Annotated in this window: 13 protein-coding genes; 10 read left to right on the top strand and 3 right to left on the bottom strand. The window is 69.7% G+C overall.

All coding sequences use genetic code 11. From position 1 onward, the window contains the following. Positions 1-48 precede the first annotated feature (48 nt). Positions 49-1,011, bottom strand: a complete 963-nt coding sequence (locus tag ACIRQF_RS03010) for an alpha/beta hydrolase (protein ID WP_404088304.1) — start codon at positions 1,009-1,011, stop codon at positions 49-51. A gap of 167 nt (positions 1,012-1,178) precedes the next feature. Between ACIRQF_RS03010 and ACIRQF_RS03015 the strand changes: the two genes are divergently transcribed. From ACIRQF_RS03015 to ACIRQF_RS03025, 3 genes are read left to right on the top strand one after another with little or no spacing between them, the layout of a single operon-like run. Then, positions 1,179-1,844 (top strand): hypothetical protein, encoded by a 666-nt coding sequence (locus ACIRQF_RS03015; RefSeq protein ID WP_376628159.1) that lies wholly within the window; start codon positions 1,179-1,181, stop codon positions 1,842-1,844. Then, positions 1,837-3,207: a glutamine synthetase family protein gene (locus tag ACIRQF_RS03020; RefSeq protein ID WP_404088306.1), complete on the top strand. Its 1,371-nt coding sequence runs from the start codon at positions 1,837-1,839 to the stop codon at positions 3,205-3,207. The genes ACIRQF_RS03015 and ACIRQF_RS03020 overlap by 8 nt, the downstream gene beginning before the upstream one ends. Further along, entirely contained in the window at positions 3,204-3,980 is a 777-nt protein-coding gene (locus ACIRQF_RS03025; protein WP_404088308.1) for a gamma-glutamyl-gamma-aminobutyrate hydrolase family protein, read from the top strand. The genes ACIRQF_RS03020 and ACIRQF_RS03025 overlap by 4 nt, the downstream gene beginning before the upstream one ends. Positions 3,981-4,062: 82 nt before the next feature. Here the strand turns inward: ACIRQF_RS03025 and ACIRQF_RS03030 are convergent, their stop codons facing one another. Then, positions 4,063-4,656 carry a TetR/AcrR family transcriptional regulator gene (locus ACIRQF_RS03030; protein ID WP_376628163.1) on the bottom strand — a complete coding sequence of 198 codons (594 nt, stop codon included), beginning with the start codon at positions 4,654-4,656 and terminating at the stop codon, positions 4,063-4,065. Positions 4,657-4,856: 200 nt separating this feature from the next. Between ACIRQF_RS03030 and ACIRQF_RS03035 the strand changes: the two genes are divergently transcribed. The 7 genes from ACIRQF_RS03035 (at position 4,857) to ACIRQF_RS03065 (ending at position 14,672) form a co-directional block, all read left to right on the top strand. After that, positions 4,857-5,756 carry a phytanoyl-CoA dioxygenase family protein gene (locus ACIRQF_RS03035; protein WP_404088311.1) on the top strand — a complete coding sequence of 300 codons (900 nt, stop codon included), beginning with the start codon at positions 4,857-4,859 and terminating at the stop codon, positions 5,754-5,756. Between the two features lie 24 nt (positions 5,757-5,780). After that, complete coding sequence (locus ACIRQF_RS03040; protein ID WP_404088313.1) at positions 5,781-6,497, top strand: transporter; 717 nt, start codon at positions 5,781-5,783, stop codon at positions 6,495-6,497. 68 nt (positions 6,498-6,565) lie between these two features. Next, entirely contained in the window at positions 6,566-8,911 is a 2,346-nt protein-coding gene (locus ACIRQF_RS03045) for an AMP-binding protein (RefSeq protein ID WP_404088315.1), read from the top strand. 112 nt (positions 8,912-9,023) lie between these two features. Next, positions 9,024-10,121 (top strand): Zn-dependent alcohol dehydrogenase, encoded by a 1,098-nt coding sequence (locus ACIRQF_RS03050; RefSeq protein ID WP_376628171.1) that lies wholly within the window; start codon positions 9,024-9,026, stop codon positions 10,119-10,121. A gap of 27 nt (positions 10,122-10,148) precedes the next feature. After that, positions 10,149-11,612, top strand: a complete 1,464-nt coding sequence (locus tag ACIRQF_RS03055) for an aldehyde dehydrogenase family protein (protein WP_404088317.1) — start codon at positions 10,149-10,151, stop codon at positions 11,610-11,612. A 121-nt stretch (positions 11,613-11,733) separates the two neighbouring features. After that, positions 11,734-13,281: a long-chain fatty acid--CoA ligase gene (locus ACIRQF_RS03060; RefSeq protein ID WP_404088319.1), complete on the top strand. Its 1,548-nt coding sequence runs from the start codon at positions 11,734-11,736 to the stop codon at positions 13,279-13,281. A 44-nt stretch (positions 13,282-13,325) separates the two neighbouring features. Next, entirely contained in the window at positions 13,326-14,672 is a 1,347-nt protein-coding gene (locus ACIRQF_RS03065) for an NAD(P)/FAD-dependent oxidoreductase (protein ID WP_404088321.1), read from the top strand. A gap of 213 nt (positions 14,673-14,885) precedes the next feature. Here ACIRQF_RS03065 and ACIRQF_RS03070 read toward each other — a convergent pair whose 3' ends face one another. Continuing rightward, positions 14,886-16,493: a transporter gene (locus ACIRQF_RS03070; protein WP_404088323.1), complete on the bottom strand. Its 1,608-nt coding sequence runs from the start codon at positions 16,491-16,493 to the stop codon at positions 14,886-14,888. Positions 16,494-16,531 lie beyond the last annotated feature (38 nt).

Here is a 16,531-nt window from a genome sequence, read left to right on the forward strand (position 1 = left end):
GTGCCGTCAACAGTCGGACGCGACTCGGTTCGCCCCGGCCGCGCGCACTCAGGAGCCGGCGGCGTCCTGAAGATGGCGCACCACCTGCGAGATCGCCTCGTCCGTCCTGGCGAACACGCCCACTTCGGTGAAGAAGCCGTGGAAGACGCCGGCACAGCGGGTCACCGTGACCTCCACTCCGTCACGCCGCAGCCTCTCGCCGTAGGCCTCGGCATCGTCGCGAAGCGGGTCGACCTCGGCGGTGAGAACGAGCGCCGGCGGAAGGTCCCGCAGCGATTCGGCGTGCATCGGGGCGGCGTAGTGATCGACCACTCCCCCATGGTCCGGACCGAGGTACTGCTCCCAGAACCAGCGGGCATCCGCACTGGTCAGCAGGGGTGCGTCGGCGAACTCCGTCCAGGACGGGGTGGCGAACGCATCGTCCACGGCGGGGTAGACGAGCACCTGGGACACGGGGCGGGCGAGCCCGAGATCGCGGAGCTTGAGGCACAGCGCGGCGGCGAGGTTGCCGCCTGCGGAATCTCCCCCGACGGCGATCATGTGCGGGTCGACGCCGAGCCCTGATGCCGATCGGCGCAACCAGGCGAACGCGTCGAGACAGTCGTCGAGCGCGGCCGGATAGGGGTTCTCCGGCGCGAGTCGGTACTCCAGGGAGAACACCGCCCACCCGGACCGGGCGGCGATCGCGCGGCAGACCTCGTCCACTCCGTCGAGGGTCCCGAGGACGAAGCCGCCACCGTGCAGATAGACCAGCGCCGGGCGCGGTCCGGCCGACGGCGGCGTGCCGTCCGGGTGGTAGAGGCGTGCACGGAGTTCGCCGGAGCGGGCCGGCAGGGTCAGGCGTTCGACCCGGTCGAGAGGGGTGATCGGCTGCTCCGACGGCGGGGTCGCCAGGAGCTTCCGCGCCGCCTCCGCACCCAGTTCCCGTACGGGCTTCTGGAGGGTTCCGGCGATGACCTGCGCCGCGTATCGCGCATCGGCGTCCAGCCGGTCCCAGTACGAGGAATTCACTTCATTCACTGTGGGGCCTTCCCGAAGTCATTGACAGGTCGCGGCCTGTACCCCACCATCCTAGTCACCTGATCTAGTCACTTGACCATGATGATCACGGTCCATCCGAGATCCGAAGCAGCCGATTCGCGGCGCGCGTGATCTCCCGAAGTCGAAAGGACTGGAGGATGACCGAAACCACGACGGCTCCTGCGGTGTCCGGCGCAGCGACGACCACAGAGGTCGACGTAAGGATCGAGGACGATGCGACTCCCCTCGTCCGGCTGATCGGCCGCACCCTGCGGGATTCCGCCCGTGCGGGCCATGCGCTCCAGGCGCTGCGGAAGCCGGCCGCCACGGTGGCGATCCGGTCCCACGAGACGCCGCAGGCGGCGACGATCACCTTCGCCGGAGGTGTCATCGAGGTCTCGAGCGGAGTCCTCGTCGAACCCGATGCCACGATCACCGTGGACCTGAACGCCCGGTTCGCACCCGTCGAAGCCCCGTCGGGCGACGCCGAGCTGGCCTCGGACGCGCTCCTCGCGCTGTCGCCGCCGGTGCCGGACTGGCAGCCGGCCGCCGAGCACTTCTGGACCGCCGCACGCTCCGTACCGGGGATTCCGGACGTGCTCATCGCGGTCACCGAGGGCCCCGAAGGCCTGGAGCAGGTCGTGCTCGGCGAGGGCACGACCCATTACCTCATCGCGGGAGCCCCCGAGACGCTCGCCGGCGTGTTCTCCGGAGCCGACGACCTCCTCGCCGTTCTCTCCACCGGTGTGCTCGGGATCCAGGGCACCCTCTCCCAGCTGTCGGTCATGGTCGGCGCATCCTGGAAGGTTCGTTACGATGTCTGAACTCACCCGGCCCGTCACGGGAGTTGACGCCCCCAACGGCACGACTCGGGCCGTCAGGATCGAGGCGACGAACCACGACGGATCGTTCCTCGGCAAGACTCTGGCGCCGAAGAAGTTCGCCTCGGGCGTGAACTCCGGGTTCGCCTTCGCCGACCTCCTGTTCGGCCTCGACCTCGGCAACGCCCCGGCCTTCGGCTTCGCCTATCCCGACTGGCGCGGGCATCTGGACGACGTCTACTTCCGCCCCGACATGTCGACCCAGGTCGAGTGGGAGCCGGGCCTCGACGCCGTGATCGGCGACTACTGGCTGAAGGACGGCACGCCGGTCCCCATCTGTCCGCGCAACCTGGCGAAGAAGATGACCGACCGGCTCGCCTCGCTCGGCTTCACCGCGACCGTCGCCGTCGAGATCGAGGCGACCGTCTTCGAGGAGTCCATCCACGAGGCGCGCGCCCGCGGATATCGCGACCTGACTCCGCTCGGCGGGAGCGCGGGTACGGCCTATCACCTGGCGAAGTCCAAGGACTGGACCGGCTACATGAACGCCGTCGCCGACCGGCTCGACGCGGTCGGCATCGAGTGGGAGGCCTGGAGCGACGAGGACGCCGCCGGCCAGATCGAGATCAACCTGGCGCCCGGCGACCCCATCGCGGTCTGCGACGCCTGGGCGCGGACCCGCCAGATCATGCGCGAGGTCGCGTTCGCCCTCGGCCACACGGTCACCTTCATGGCCAAGCCCACCGCGGGCTACGGACAGGCCTCGCACATCAACCTGTCCCTCCAGCGCGACGGCGTCAACGCGTTCTACGCGGAGGAGGGGCCGTCGGAGGCGATGCGCCATGCCGTCGGCGGTCTGCTCGCGACGATCGAGGGCAACACCTCGATCGTGCTCCCGCAGATCACCTCGTACCGGCGCCTGGTGGACCTCAGCGGCCCGCCGGTCACCGCCACCTGGGGCATCAGCAACAAGACCACCGCGATCCGGGCGGTGTGCGGGCACCCGTCGTACTCCCGCCTGGAGTACCGGGTCCCCGGTGCCGACGCGAACCTGTACCTCGCGCTCGCCGGCGTGCTGGCGGGTGTGGTCGCAGGCCTGGAGCGCAAGATCGAACCGCCGGAGCCGGTCGCCGAGATGGCGTGGTGCATGCCGCCCGGGGAGATCACCCGGCTGCCGGACACCATCACGAAGGCCGCCGCCGCGCTCGAGGCGGACCCGGTCCTTCGCGACCTCCTCGGTGCCGAGTTCGTGGACTACTGGGTCGGAACGCGCCGGTGGGAGTGGATGCAGTTCCACACCGCGGGCGGGGATCCGCTCGCCGAACTCTCCGAGTGGGAGTCCGCCCGATACTTCGAACTGCCGTGAGCGCCACGACGCGCGGCACGCCGACCGCGGTGCGGCCGCTGATCGGCGTCACCGGCCGACGGATCCGGCTGGACCTCATCAAGGGTGCGGACCGGCGGTACGGCGACCGCTGCGCCGACAGCTACATGTCCGACTACGCGATCCGGCTCGCCCGGGCCGGCGGCCTCCCCGTGCACCTCGCGTACGAGACGGATCCGGAGGCGGTCTGCCACTGGCTGGCCGGCGTCGTCGTCACCGGCGGGCAGGACCTGCATCCGGCGTGCTGGGGAGGGGACCCCTCCGTGGTCCGCGACGTCGACCCCCGTACGGACCCGATGGTCCACGACCTCGAACGGGACAGGTACGAGCTCGCGCTGGTACGTGCCGCCCTCGACCGGGGGATTCCCGTGCTCGCCGTGTGCCGGGGCATGCAGGTCCTCAACGTCGCGCTCGGCGGCACGCTCATCGCCGACCTTCCGCCCGGCGAGGTGCGGCATCTGTCGCAGGAGGCCGCGCTCACCGACGGTACGGACGATCACGTCGTGACCTTCGAGGCCGGCTCGATCGCGGCGGGACTGTTCGGAGCGCGGGCCGTCACCAATTCGTGGCACCACCAGGCCGTCGATCGCTGCGGCACGGGGCTTCTCGTCACGGGCCGGGCGGCCGACGGCGTGGTCGAGGCGGTGGAGCTTCCGGACGCACCGGTGCTGGGAGTCCAGTGGCACCCGGAATGGATGGAGAGCGACGATCCGACGATGACGTGGATCGTCGAGGAATCCGTCAAACGCCTGTGACGCGGCCGACCCGAGCGCGTCGGCGCGTCGCCGACGGGCGGACGCCGCTCGGGTCCGGTCAGGGGCCGTCCCAGGTTCGTGATCAGGCGAGCTTCGCGTCCAGCCACGCGTCGAACACCTCGACGACGATCTCCGCCTGCTCGGCGGCTCGGGAACGGTCGGCGTACGTCAGCCAGTTCACGACGAAGCCGTCCGTAAGGGTGCCGAGCACGTAGCCGATCTGGTCGATCGTCTCGGGCGCGACGTCCCGTCCGGCGGCGGCCCGCGCGAGGATCGACCGCACGACGTTGAACGCCTCGTTGTACACGGTCACCGCCGGGTGCTCTTCCTGCCGTTGCGCCCAGCTGATCAGCTCGAAGCTCGCGGACGCGAACTCCGAATCGGACTCGAGATACCAGTTCAGGAGTCCGCGGAGGATCGCACGCGCGGTCGCGACGAGGTCACCGTGCACGTCGTTCTCGATCAGAACCTCGCGGTACCGCTCCGTCAGCCTCTCGAAAACGGCTGCGAACAGCAGCTCCTTGGTCTGGAAGCAGTAGTGCAGCGTGGCCAGCGGGGCGTTCGCCTGCTCGGCGATGCGACGAGTCGTCGCACCGTCGACGCCATGGCTCGCGATCACTTGGATGGCGGCGTTCACCAGGTCGTTGCGCCGCTCGGCCGCTGGTACGCGTGCCACATCTGCCCCCTGTCGAAGTTGGACGTTTGATCAAGTCGACACCCAGGCTACCAGGCGGTTTGTCCACAACGACGGACTTCACAGCTCGGCTCGGAATACTTGGTCAGATGACTTGATCGCATGACCACGATGCACCAGCATGACTCGCATCCCCTCGCGAAAACCCGATGCCGTCACCGGCATCGACTGGAGGAACAGCTATGCCGAACCCAGCACTCGCGCGCATCCCCGCCGACACGCCCCCCGAAGAGGCGGTCGCGATCATCCTGCGAGACGGCGGGGTGATCGTCGAAGGGCTCTTCGACGAGGCGACGATCCGGGGCCTCGAGGCCGACCTGGATCCCGTGCTCGACGCGGTGGACACGGGGCACGACGAGGTGTTCGCCGGCAACCGCACCCGTCGGGCCGGCGGCCTGTTCGCGAAGACCGAGCACATGGTCACCGTGGCGCTGAACCCGCTGTACCACCGAGTCGCCGAGCTCATCCTCGACAAGCCACTCGACGTCTTCTTCGGAGAAGAGGCGGTGCCGGCTCCCTCGGGAATGCACATCGGCGCCACCATGGCCATCAAGATCGGCCCCGGCCAGGGCGCGCAGCCGCTCCACCGCGACGATTCCGTCTGGCTGTGGCGGCACCCGGAATACCGGCGCGAAGCCCGAGTGCAGATCATGGTCGCGGTCAGCGACTTCACCGCCGAGAACGGCGGAACGCTGGTGATCCCCGGGTCGCACCTCTGGGACGACCACCGGGCGCCTCGGCGCGAGGAGGCGGTCCCCACCGAGATGACGGCGGGTTCCGCGCTCATCTGGATCGGGTCGACCTATCACGGCGGCGGCGAGAACACGACCACGGACACCCATCGTTTCGGGCTTTCGATGGGCTGGGACCTCGCCTTCCTGCGTACCGAGGAGAACCACTTCCTCGCATACAACCTGGAGCAGATCCGGAAGCTCCCGGAAGAGATTCAGCGAGCTCTCGACTGGTCGACGGAGCACTACCTCGGCTGGGCCGAAGTCGCCGGCCAGATGTCCGACCCCATGGACCTGCTCAAGCGGGACGACTACACCTCCCTCGACGCCGGCCTGCCCACCACGCTCTGACGAGTATCAAGGAACCGAGGAAAAATGGCATTCAGAGACCTGCTCTTCCTGCTCGCCGACGTCTGGATGATCGTCGTCGGATTCACCCTCGGGTGGAAATTCATCCGGAATTTCAAGAATTATCTTCTCGGCCTCGAATGGATCACCGTCGCCACCTCCGGGTCGAACTTCCTCGTCTATGCGCTCGTGGGCGCCGACGAGACGAGTCCCATGTACACCGTCGCGTACTTCTTCGACCAGTTCTCCCGGTCGGTCGGCATCACGCTGATTCTCGTCATGGGCCTGATGCAGGTGACGCACCGGTACAAGCCGTCCGTGGGGACGGATGTCGGGGTGTTCGTGTTCGCCACCGCGGTCGGACTCTTCCTGCTGTTCTTCAGCGAGCGGCTCGGCGTCGGGGTCGCGATCTTCCTCATCGTGGTCAACGTTCTGACCACCCTGTTCCTGGTCTACTTCGCGAGGCGGCTCTGGTCGATCGACGCGAAGGGCACGGCCGTCGGCGTGATCCTGGCGACCGCCGCCGCGTGTGTCATCGCCTGGACGTACGACTTCGTCCACATTCCGGGCGACGACGAGGCGCACACCCTCTTCTACATCGGCGCCCTGAGCACCTGGGGATTCCAGATGTTCACCTACTACTTCGGCTACCGCGCCCTGCACCAGCACAACGAGTCGGCCGATGCGGAGCCCAACCGACGTGAGCAGAGCCCTGCCGGGGCCGGGGAGCAGTCGTGGTCGTGAAGGAAACGCCCCAGCGAGAGGGAGGCACGGCCTCTCCCCGTCCGCAGCCGGCCGTCAGGCCCGAGCAGATGGGAGAGGACCCGTCCATCGCGACGCTGACCGGGTTGCTGGCCGAGCGCGCGCAGCGATCCCCCGATCGGGAGTTCCTGCGCTTCGGCGAGGAATCCTGGACCTTTGCCGAGATCGACGCCTGGACCTCCCGGCTGGCACACCGGCTGATCGAGACGGACGGCCTCCGGCCCGGCGACCGGGTCGCGATCATGCTCCCGAACATCGTGCACTGGCCGGTCGTGTGGCTGGCGGCGCTGAAGGCCGGCGCGGTGGCGGTACCGGTCAACTCCTCGTACAAGCGGGCTGATCTCACCTTCCTCCTGCGGGATTCGGGAGCCCGGGTCGTGTTCACCGATCACGAGCGGACAGGCCTCCTGAAGGAGGTCGCCGACACCGAGACCGATCTGGCGGACCTCCGCATCGTCGACGTCGCAGCGGACGGGTCCGCGCCCTTCCCGGCGACCGCTCCGGCGGTGCACCCCACCCCCGGGACGCTGGCGAACCTGCAGTACACCTCGGGCACCACCGGTTTCCCCAAGGCGTGCATGCTCACCCACGACTACTGGGTGCGGCTGGGCTGGACCTGCGCCGCGGTGACCGGCCTCGGGTCCGACGACGTCCTGCTCACCGCTCAGCCGTTCTCCTACATGGACCCGCAGTGGAACACCGCGCTCGCCCTGACGATCGGGGCCCCGCTGGTCGTGCTGCCCCGGTTCTCCGCGTCGGGCTTCTTCGCCGACGTCCGCCGCCACCGCGCCACCTTCTTCTACGTGCTCGGGTCCATGCCGACGCTGCTCTTCAAGCAACCGCCGAACCCCGACGACCTGGACAACCAGCTGCGCCTGGTGCTCTGTTCGGGCATCCCGGTCGGGATCCACGCGCAGCTGGAGGAACGCTGGGGCGCGCCGTGGCGGGAGATCTACGGCATGACCGAGACCGGCGTCGACCTGTTCGGTTCCGTCGAAGACGCGCACTCCGTGGGAAGCGGGAGCCTGGGGCTTCCGGTGCCGACGAAACGGGCCCGGGTGGTCGATCCTGAGGGAGTCGATCTGCCCGACGGCGAGCCCGGTGAGCTGATCGTCTCGGGCAGGCCGATGATGCTCGGCTACTGGAACCGTCCTGAGGACACCGCCCGCGTGCTCCGGGACGGCTGGCTGCACACCGGCGATGTCGTCGTCCGCCGGCCGGACGGGGGCATCCGGCTGGTCGGGCGTATCAAGGACATGGTGCGTCGTGGCGGCGAGAACATCGCGAGCGCCGAGGTCGAGGCCGCTCTCGAACGTGACGAGCAGGTCGTGGCCGCCGCCGTCGTCGCCGAACCCGACGAGACCTTCGGCGAAGAGGTCAAGGCCTTCGTCCAGCTCTCCGCCGGGGTGCCGGCCGACCGCACGACCGCCGCGCGGCTCGTCGACCGGGCCGGCCGGCAGCTCGCCCGTTTCAAGGTGCCGCGCTACGTCGAGTTCGTCACCGACTTCCCGCGGACGCCGTCCGAGCGCGTGTCCAAGCCGGCGCTCAAGGCCCGCGCCGCGGCCGAGCCCGGCGTCACCTTCGATCTGGGCACCCGGCGCGGCTCCGCGGGCGCGCCCGCCGTCGCGTCCTCCACCCCGTCCACGGACGTCCTCGACGTCGACGTCGTACGGGGCGTGGCGGTGCTGACCCTGCGCCGTCCGGAGAAGCTGAACGCCATGGACGTCGCCACGCGACGCCGACTCGCCCAGGTCATAAGGAAGTTCGGGGCCGACGAGAGCGTGCGCGGCATCGTGCTCACGGGTGAGGGCCGGGCGTTCTCCGCCGGCGAGGACCTGCAGGCGCCGCCCACCTCGTACGAGGAGATGCGGGAGGCGTTCGAGACCTTCCACGACATCACCCGGGCCATCCTGGAGACACGGGTCCCCGTCATCGCGGCCGTGAACGGTCTCGCGGTGGGCGGAGCCTCGGAGATCACCCTTTGCTGCGACGCACGGATCGGCAGCCCGGCGGCGGAGTACTACCAGCCGGAGAACGGCCGGGGCATCACGATCTCGAACGCGTCGAGCCTGCTGCTGACCCGGCTCGTCCGGAACCACGCGATGCGCATGGTCCTCGGTTCGCCGCGGATCGGTGCAGAGGAGGCCCTGCGGATCGGCCTCCTGGACGAGGTCGTCGCGCCCGGCGAACTGGTCGGCCGTGCCGTCGACCTGGTCGTCGAGTGGACGCCGGAGCACAACACGACGGCGCTCCACCTCGCGCTCCTGCGGCCGCGGCTCGACGAGATCGAGCAGGCCTTCGCCCGTGAGGACGCCGCCGCGCGGAAGACCTGGGAGAGCGGGGTGTTCAGGGCGGGCGTCGAAGGCTTCTGGAGCGCGAAGGGCACCGGCAAGTAGCTCCGGACGGGGGCCGGCACGGCCCCTTCCGTAACGAACGGGCCGGCACGGCCCCTTCCGTAACGAACGGGTCGGTACGGCCCCTTCCGTAACGAACGACAGAGGAGAAGACGTGATCGACACAGAGGCCGCGGTGCTCACCGCGGTGAACGAACCGCTCGAGCTGACCACGATCCAGGTGGACGATCCCGAGCCCGACGAGGTGCGCGTCGCGGTCTCGCACGTGGGCCTGTGCCACAGCGACCTGCACTACATGACCGGCACGGTGCCGACCGACCTGCCGGTGGTGGTGGGTCACGAGGTGGCCGGTGTGGTCGAGGCGACCGGCTCCGCGGTGACCGGACTGCGTGTCGGCGACCGCGTGGTCGGGGCGCTGACCCCGTCGTGCGGCCGGTGCGTCAACTGCGAGGCCGGCCGGTCGACACAGTGTCAGCGCGTGGCGGAGGTCCGCCGCCGCCCGCGTCCCGCGTTCCAGCTGACCGACGGCAAGCCGGTCGAGCGGCTCGGCGACGTCGGCGCGTTCTCGCGGCACACCCTCATGCGGGAGAACGCGCTGGTGAAGCTGGACGACGCGGTGCCGCTGCACGTGGGGTGCCTCCTGGCGTGCTGTGTCATCACCGGCGTCGGTGCCGTCTTCCGCGGTGCCCGGGTGCGTCCGGGAAGCACGGTGGCGGTGATCGGCTGCGGCGGGGTCGGGTCGGCCATCATCCAGGGAGCCCGACTGGCAGGGGCCTCGGCCGTCGTCGCGATCGACCTGGACGACGCACGACTCGAGGCCGCGCGCGGTTACGGCGCGACGCATGTCGTGAACGGGGGCGCCGAGGACGTCGCCGCCGAGGTTCGGAAGCTGTTGGGCGACGGGGTCGACTACTCGTTCGAGGCCGTCGGCTCGGCGCGCACCGCGGCCACGGCGCTCTCGGTGGTGCGGGCGACCGGCACCGCGTGCCTGGTGGGCATCGCACCGGAGGGCACCGAGCTCCAGGTGCCCGCGTCGGACTTCTTCTTCGGCGAGAAGCGCCTCATCGGCTCGTACATGGGTTCGGGTCAGGTGCGCCAGGACATCGTCCAGCTCGCGCGCCTCTACCAGCAGGGGCGGCTGCTGCTCGACGAGATGGTCACGCGGGTCATCCCGTTCGGCGAGATCAACGAGGGCTTCAAGGCGATGCGCAGCGGTGACGTGACGCGCGTCGTCGTCGACCTCCAGGCCTGACCAACAACGGATGAAGAGGTGACTCACATGTCGAGCGGCCAGACGACGATTCCCCAGCCCGTGAACTACATCGCGGACGCCTGGAGCGACTGCGAGACGATCCGGGGCGAGTGGAACGTCGACCCCAACACCCGGGAACCGGTGCACCGCGCGGTCACGACCGGATCCGAGGACATCGAACGGGCTCTGCGGCATGCCGAGCGCGTGTACGACGTCGGCCGGTGGGACGACGAGGCCCGCCAGGAGCGCGCCGACGTGCTCGAACGCGTCGCCGCGCTCATCGAGACCCGGATCGAGGACATCGCCCGCACGGACTCCCTGACCAGCGGGGTGCCGATCGGCGTCACCCGGAAGGTGGCGGCGTTTCTGCCCGCCAGGATTCGGGCGACGGCGGCGGACCTGCTGAACATCCCCCGGGTACGGGCTCTGGCGGCGGACGGCCGCGATGTGCGCCTGTACAAGGTCCCGTGGGGGCCGGCCGCGATCCTCACGCCCTGGAACGGCCCGAGCTTCATCCCCGCGGCGAAGGTGGTGAGCGCCGTGGCGGCGGGCTGCCCGGTGATCCTGAAGCCGTCGGAGCACGCCCCGGGCAGCGCGCAGATCATCGTCGAGTGCTTCGTCGCGGCCGGGCTGCCCAGCGGCGCGCTGCAGCTCGTGCACGGCCGGGGCGACGTGGGTGCCGCACTGACCGGTGACCCGCGCGTCAGGGTCCTGTCGTTCACCGGTGGTCCGGCCGCCGGCCGGGCGATCGCCCGGGCCGCCGCGGAGGACTTCAAGGTCCTTCAGCTGGAGCTCGGCGGCAACAACCCCGCGCTCGTCCTGGACGACGCCGACGTCGAGGTCGCCGCCGACGGAATCTTCGAAGGCATGACCAAGCTGAACGGCCAGTGGTGCGAGGGGCCGGGCAAGGTGCTCGCCCACCGGACCCTGGTGGGGCCGCTGCTCGAAGCGCTGACCGAGCGCATCTCCAAGGTCGTGATCGGTCATTCGCTCGACGAGAGCACCGAGCTCGGTCCTCTTTCGAACGCACCGCACTTCGCGACGCTGGAGAGCCGGATCGAGGGACTGCGCGCCCTGGGGGCGAGCGTCCACCAGCCGGCCCGGCTGCCCGAGCTCGGCGGGTTCTTCCTCTCGCCGACCGTGGCCGCCGGGGCCGACCCGGCGAAGGCCACCGCCGAGCTGTTCGGTCCCGTGGTGTCCCTGCACGCCGTCGATTCCGACGAGGAGGCGCTGCGCATCGCGAACGCCCACCCCTCGGGGCTCGACGCGTATGTGTTCGGCGCCGACACGGAGCGCGCGATCGAGGTCGGCTCGCGCGTGTTGTCCGGCGAGGTGCGGGTCAACGGCGCCAAGCTCGCCGACCTCGGTGACGATTCGGCGCAGAGCTTCTGGGGACCGTCCGGCATCGGCGGGCACGGCCCGGCCGAGTCGGTGCGCGTGTTCTGCGGTGACCGGGTGGTCGGAGTCGACTCGCCGGACCTTCCGTTGTGAGACGCGCCGCTGTGTCGTGTCCGGGACGCGGGTGAAGGACACAGCGGCTGAGGGCTGACGTCTTCGGACCCAGCCGTCGAAACCACCCGATGACCGAATCCAGAGCCGCTGGAGAACCACCTTGCTGAACCTCTCGATCCTCCTCGAAGACTCCGCCCGCACCTTCCCGGACCGGGAGGCACTCGTGCTCGGCCCGACCCGGCTGACCTACCGCCAGGTCGACGAGACGGCGAACCAGGTCGCCAACCTGCTGGTGTCCCGGGGCATCCGGCCCGGCGACAAGGTCGCCCTCAGCTGCCCCAACCTGCCCTCCTTCCCCATCGTCTACTACGGCGTGCTCAAAGCGGGTGCGGTCGTGGTCCCGCTCAACGTCCTGCTCAAGGGACGCGAGATCGCCTACCACCTGGACGACGCGGACGTCTCGGCGTACTTCTGCTTCGAAGGAACTCCGGAGCTGGCCATGGCCGCGGAGGGTCATGCCGGCTACGAAGAGGTCGGGTCGGTCGAGCACTTCTTCGTCATCACCGCCGACCAGGAGGCGCCCAGCCCGATCGCCGGTACCGAGACGCTCGGTCAGGCACTCGCCGGCATGAGCACCGTGTTCGAGTCGGTGGTCAGGGAACCGACCGACACCGCGGTCGTCCTCTACACGTCGGGAACGACGGGACAGGCCAAGGGCGCCGAACTCTCCCACGCGAACACGATGATGAACGTGCTGGCCAACAACCGGTTGTTCCGCAACGAACCGGCCGCCGACAGCCACGTGGTGTGCCTTCCCCTGTTCCACACCTTCGGCGCGACGGTACAGATGCACGCCGGGTTCTCGGTCGCGGCGACCCTGCACCTCGTACCGCGCTTCGCCGCCCGCGAGGTGGTCGAGCTCATGAGCCGCGAGGTCATCACGTTCTTCGCGGGTGTCCCGACCATGTGGTGGGGGCTGCTCAACGCACTGACCGACGACGTCGACGTCCGCCGGATCGCCGGCAACCTACGGATCGGAATCTCCGGTGGAGCGGCCCTGCCGGTCGAGATCATCAACCGGGTCGAGCAGCGTCTCGGCGTCACCGTGCTCGAAGGGTACGGGCTCTCCGAGACGTCGCCGGTCGCCACGTTCAGCGACCCCCGGCTCCCGTCCCGGCCGGGCTCGATCGGCGTCCCGATCTGGGGTGTGGAGCTCAAGCTGATCCGCCCGGACTGGACGGAGGTCACCGGGGCCGGGGAAGTCGGCGAGATCGCGATCAGGGGCCACAACGTCATGAAGGGCTACTACAACCGCCCGGAGGCGACGGCCGAGGCGATCCGCGACGGGTGGTTCCGCACCGGGGACCTCGCCCGACGCGACGAGGACGGCTTCTACTACATCGTCGACCGGGCCAAGGACCTCATCATCCGCGGCGGTTTCAACGTCTACCCCCGCGAGGTCGAGGAGGTGCTCCACACCCATCCCGCGGTCAGCCTCGCGGCGGTCATCGGCGTCCCGCACGACAGTCACGGCGAGGAGATCAAGGCCTTCGTGATCCTCGAGCAGGACGCCGTCCTCACCGCCGACGAGCTCGTGGCCTGGGCCAAGGAGCAGATGGCCGCCTACAAGTACCCCCGCGTCGTCGAGATCGTGTCGAGCCTGCCGATGACCGGCAGCGGAAAGATCCTCAAGCGCCGGCTGGCCTGAAGCCGAGCCGTTGCCGCGTACAACACGAATCAAGGAACCATGAGATGAAGACGGACAACGTCGAGTACACCACCTTCACCGGATGGGTCGACCCGCCCGGAGACGTCCGGTCCGCCCTGGAGGAGGACGTCACCTGTGAGGTGGTGGTCGTGGGCGGCGGCCTGGCCGGGATGTCGACGGCGCTGCGGCTGGCCGAGCGCGGCCAGGACGTGGTGCTGCTGGAGGCGGAGTTCTGCGGCCACGGCTCCGCCTCGCGCAATGCCGGACAGCTGGCGGGTGCCCCGGGCGGCGACATCCAGTTCCTGAACATCCTCTACCCCAGGAAGTTCCCCGGCATCGTCCGGTTCGCCGAGAACTCCGCGCACTTCGTGGAGCGCCTGATCGAACGCCTGGACGTCGATTGCGACTACGAGGCCACCGGCAACGTCTGCGCCGCGGTTTCCCGTGGGCAGATGGGTCGCGTGCGTCGCGTGACCAAAATCCTCCGGAAGGCCGGCGGGAAGGTCAAACTCGGTACGAGTACGGAGCTGGGCATCCCCCGCGGATTCCTCGGCGGCTTCCGCGAGTCCGTCGGTGGGATGATGAACCCCGGCAAGTTCAGCCTGGGCATCCGCCGCGCCCTCCTCTCGTCGAGTGCCCGGGTCTTCGAACGGACGAGGGTCACCGACATCACGCGGAACAACGGTCGCATCTCCGTCAGGACACCCGGCGGTGAGGTACGCGCGAACAAGCTCGTGCTCGCCACGAACGCCTTCGGCGGCGAGCTGGCGATCACTCCGAAGCGACTGTCCGTGCCCATCTGGGTCACCGAGGTGGAGACCGAGCCCATCGACCCCGCGCGCCTGGCCGCGCTCGGCTGGACCAGCCGGTCGGGGGTGGTCACCCAGCACAACTTCATGGAGAACTACCGGCTCACCTCGCGCAACACGATCGTGTTCGGCGTCCGTCGGATCCAACGGGGGAAGAGCTACCCGCTTCCCCTGAGGAAGCCGGACGAGGCGGTCGTCGCCGACCTCGCACGCGGCTTCGAAACCCGCTTCCCCGCGCTGGCCGACGTCGCGGCCGCCCGAGCCTGGGGCGGATGGATCGGGATCACGACGTCGTGGCTTCCGCTCGCCGGCACCATCGGCGACGACATCTTCTACTCGGTCGCCTGCAACGGCCACGGCCTGGCCCAGGCGCCGTACCTCGGCTCGCTCATCGCCGACCACATCGTGGACGGCGCACAGCACGAGGACTTGAAGGCCCTCTGGGTGAAGAAGCCCACGTTCGGACGCCCCGTGATGATGGGTGCTCCAGGCTTGCGGACCATCTGGGCCGTCGACCGTTTCAACGACCTGATCAACGGAAGCCGGCGGAACGCTCGACGCGGCGCGGCCCCGGTGAACTGACGGGGCCCAGGGGGCAGAGGGGCCTCGGGTCCGGCGATTCCCATCGGCCGGTCCGCGGGCCCCTTCGGCATGGGTGCACGACTGGCACCGACGGGTTCGGGGCCGACACGACACGGCGGAGCGGGCCGCCGGGCCCGGTCCCGGCGCCCGGCGGCAGGCCGCTCCCTACGTGAGTACGAGCACGGTCGGCGAACCGGTCACCGTTTCCGCCTTCTACCCCTGCACCCGGTCGTAGCCGGCCTGTCGACGATCCCCCTCGGCCCGCGGGGACGGCCTCCTGCTGCCGAGCCATCCGAGGAGAAAGGCCGCGGGGACGGAGAACAGACCGGGGGTGTGGAAGGGGTACCAGTCGAACGCGGCTTCCGGCCACAGTGCGTACGCGGTGCCGGAGACGACGGGCGAACAGACGGTGAGGACCGTGCAGAGGAACAGTCCGCCGTAGACCGACCACGACAGCCCCCGGCGGTTGAACCCCGGCCAGTAGAAGGAGTAGACCAGCGCAGGGAAGACGCACGTCGCCGCGACGCCCAGCGAGAAGGTGACCAGGAACTCGACGGGGTACCGGTGGACCGCGACGGACAGTGCCAGTCCGCCCATGCAGAGCGCGACGACGACCGAGCGAAGGGCCCGGATCCGGCCCTGGTCGGTGAGGATGCGGCCGTTCCTGGCGATGACGTCGCGCGTAAGGGAGACGGCGGCGGCGAAGGTCACGCTGGTCACCGCTGTCAGCGCGGCGAGGAAGGCGACGCACGCCACGACGGTGATGAGGACCACGCGTGCCGTCGACGCCTGACCGAGGACACCGGAGGCGAGCAGGATCGGGGCCCCCTGACCGTTGGCGTCGACCCCGCCGATCACCTCGCTGCCGACCACGGCCGCCGCCGCGAATCCGATCGCTGTCAGGAGGACGTAGAAGGCACCTGTCAGGCCGGCCGCGATGCTCGTGGACCGGCGTGCGTCCCGGCCGTTGCGCGCGGCGGCGATGCGGAGGATCAGGTGCGGCATCATCGCCGTGCCGAGGATCACGACGATGTGGTCACTGATCGTGTTCACAGGGCCCAGGCCCGCCGTGTGCGCCCAGAGCCCCCGGCTCAGATACGCGTCCGGATCCGTGCTCCGATCCACCGCCGCCGAGAGCAGGGCGCCCGGGCTCCACGAGAACCTGCGCAGGGCGAGCAAAGTGACCACGGCGAGCGTCACCAGCGTGACGGGTACCTTGACGACCTGCACGAAGGTGGCGCCCCTCAGGTCCGCCACCCCCGCGAAACAGGCGACGAGGCAGCCCATCAGCACCGTGCAGAGCACCTGGGCCGCGGTGCTCGACATGCCGATCAGGAGGGCCGCGCTGATGCCGGCGGCCCGCAGCTGGACGATGAGCAGGGGGATCGTGATGAAGAGCGTCACCACTGCTGCCGCCGTGCGCGGTCCCTGGCCCGACGCGCGCAGCGAGAAGAGGCCGCCCAGCGTGTAGTGCTCGCCGGCGCGGATCTTCCGGGCGAGGAGGAGCAGCACACCGAGCGCAAGGACGCTGTCGACGGCGGAGGCGAACCCGTCGTAGCCGAAGAGGGCGATCGCCCCCGAGATCGCGAACAGGGCGACGACCGTGATGAACTCACCCGCCAGGGCGAAGCCGTTGAGGACCGGCGAGAGGGACCGGTCGGCGACGTGGAGGTTCTCCGGACGGTCGTCGTGGCTCGCGAGGGTGAAGACCCACAGCAGGCACAAGCCGATGAAGACCAGGAAGGCACAGATCACGGAGACCCGGGCGGCCGAGCCGACGGGGTCGAGGAGGCCCGAGCTCAGGAGGAGCGGAGTCGTCACCGGGTCACCAACCGGTCTCTCGCGCGGAGGACGCACTC

This window comes from Streptomyces sp. NPDC101191 (assembly GCF_044767915.1).
GTDB lineage: Bacteria > Actinomycetota > Actinomycetes > Streptomycetales > Streptomycetaceae > Streptomyces.

What these genes read in the sequence shown, in the direction of transcription:
- ACIRQF_RS03015 (WP_376628159.1), top strand. Translation starts at nt 1,179, where the DNA reads ATGACCGAAACCACGACGGCTCCTGCGGTGTCCGGCGCAGCGACGACC.
- ACIRQF_RS03020 (WP_404088306.1), top strand. Translation starts at nt 1,837, where the DNA reads ATGTCTGAACTCACCCGGCCCGTCACGGGAGTTGACGCCCCCAACGGC.
- ACIRQF_RS03035 (WP_404088311.1), top strand. Translation starts at nt 4,857, where the DNA reads ATGCCGAACCCAGCACTCGCGCGCATCCCCGCCGACACGCCCCCCGAA.
- ACIRQF_RS03040 (WP_404088313.1), top strand. Translation starts at nt 5,781, where the DNA reads ATGGCATTCAGAGACCTGCTCTTCCTGCTCGCCGACGTCTGGATGATC.
- ACIRQF_RS03045 (WP_404088315.1), top strand. Translation starts at nt 6,566, where the DNA reads ATGGGAGAGGACCCGTCCATCGCGACGCTGACCGGGTTGCTGGCCGAG.
- ACIRQF_RS03055 (WP_404088317.1), top strand. Translation starts at nt 10,149, where the DNA reads ATGTCGAGCGGCCAGACGACGATTCCCCAGCCCGTGAACTACATCGCG.
- ACIRQF_RS03065 (WP_404088321.1), top strand. Translation starts at nt 13,326, where the DNA reads ATGAAGACGGACAACGTCGAGTACACCACCTTCACCGGATGGGTCGAC.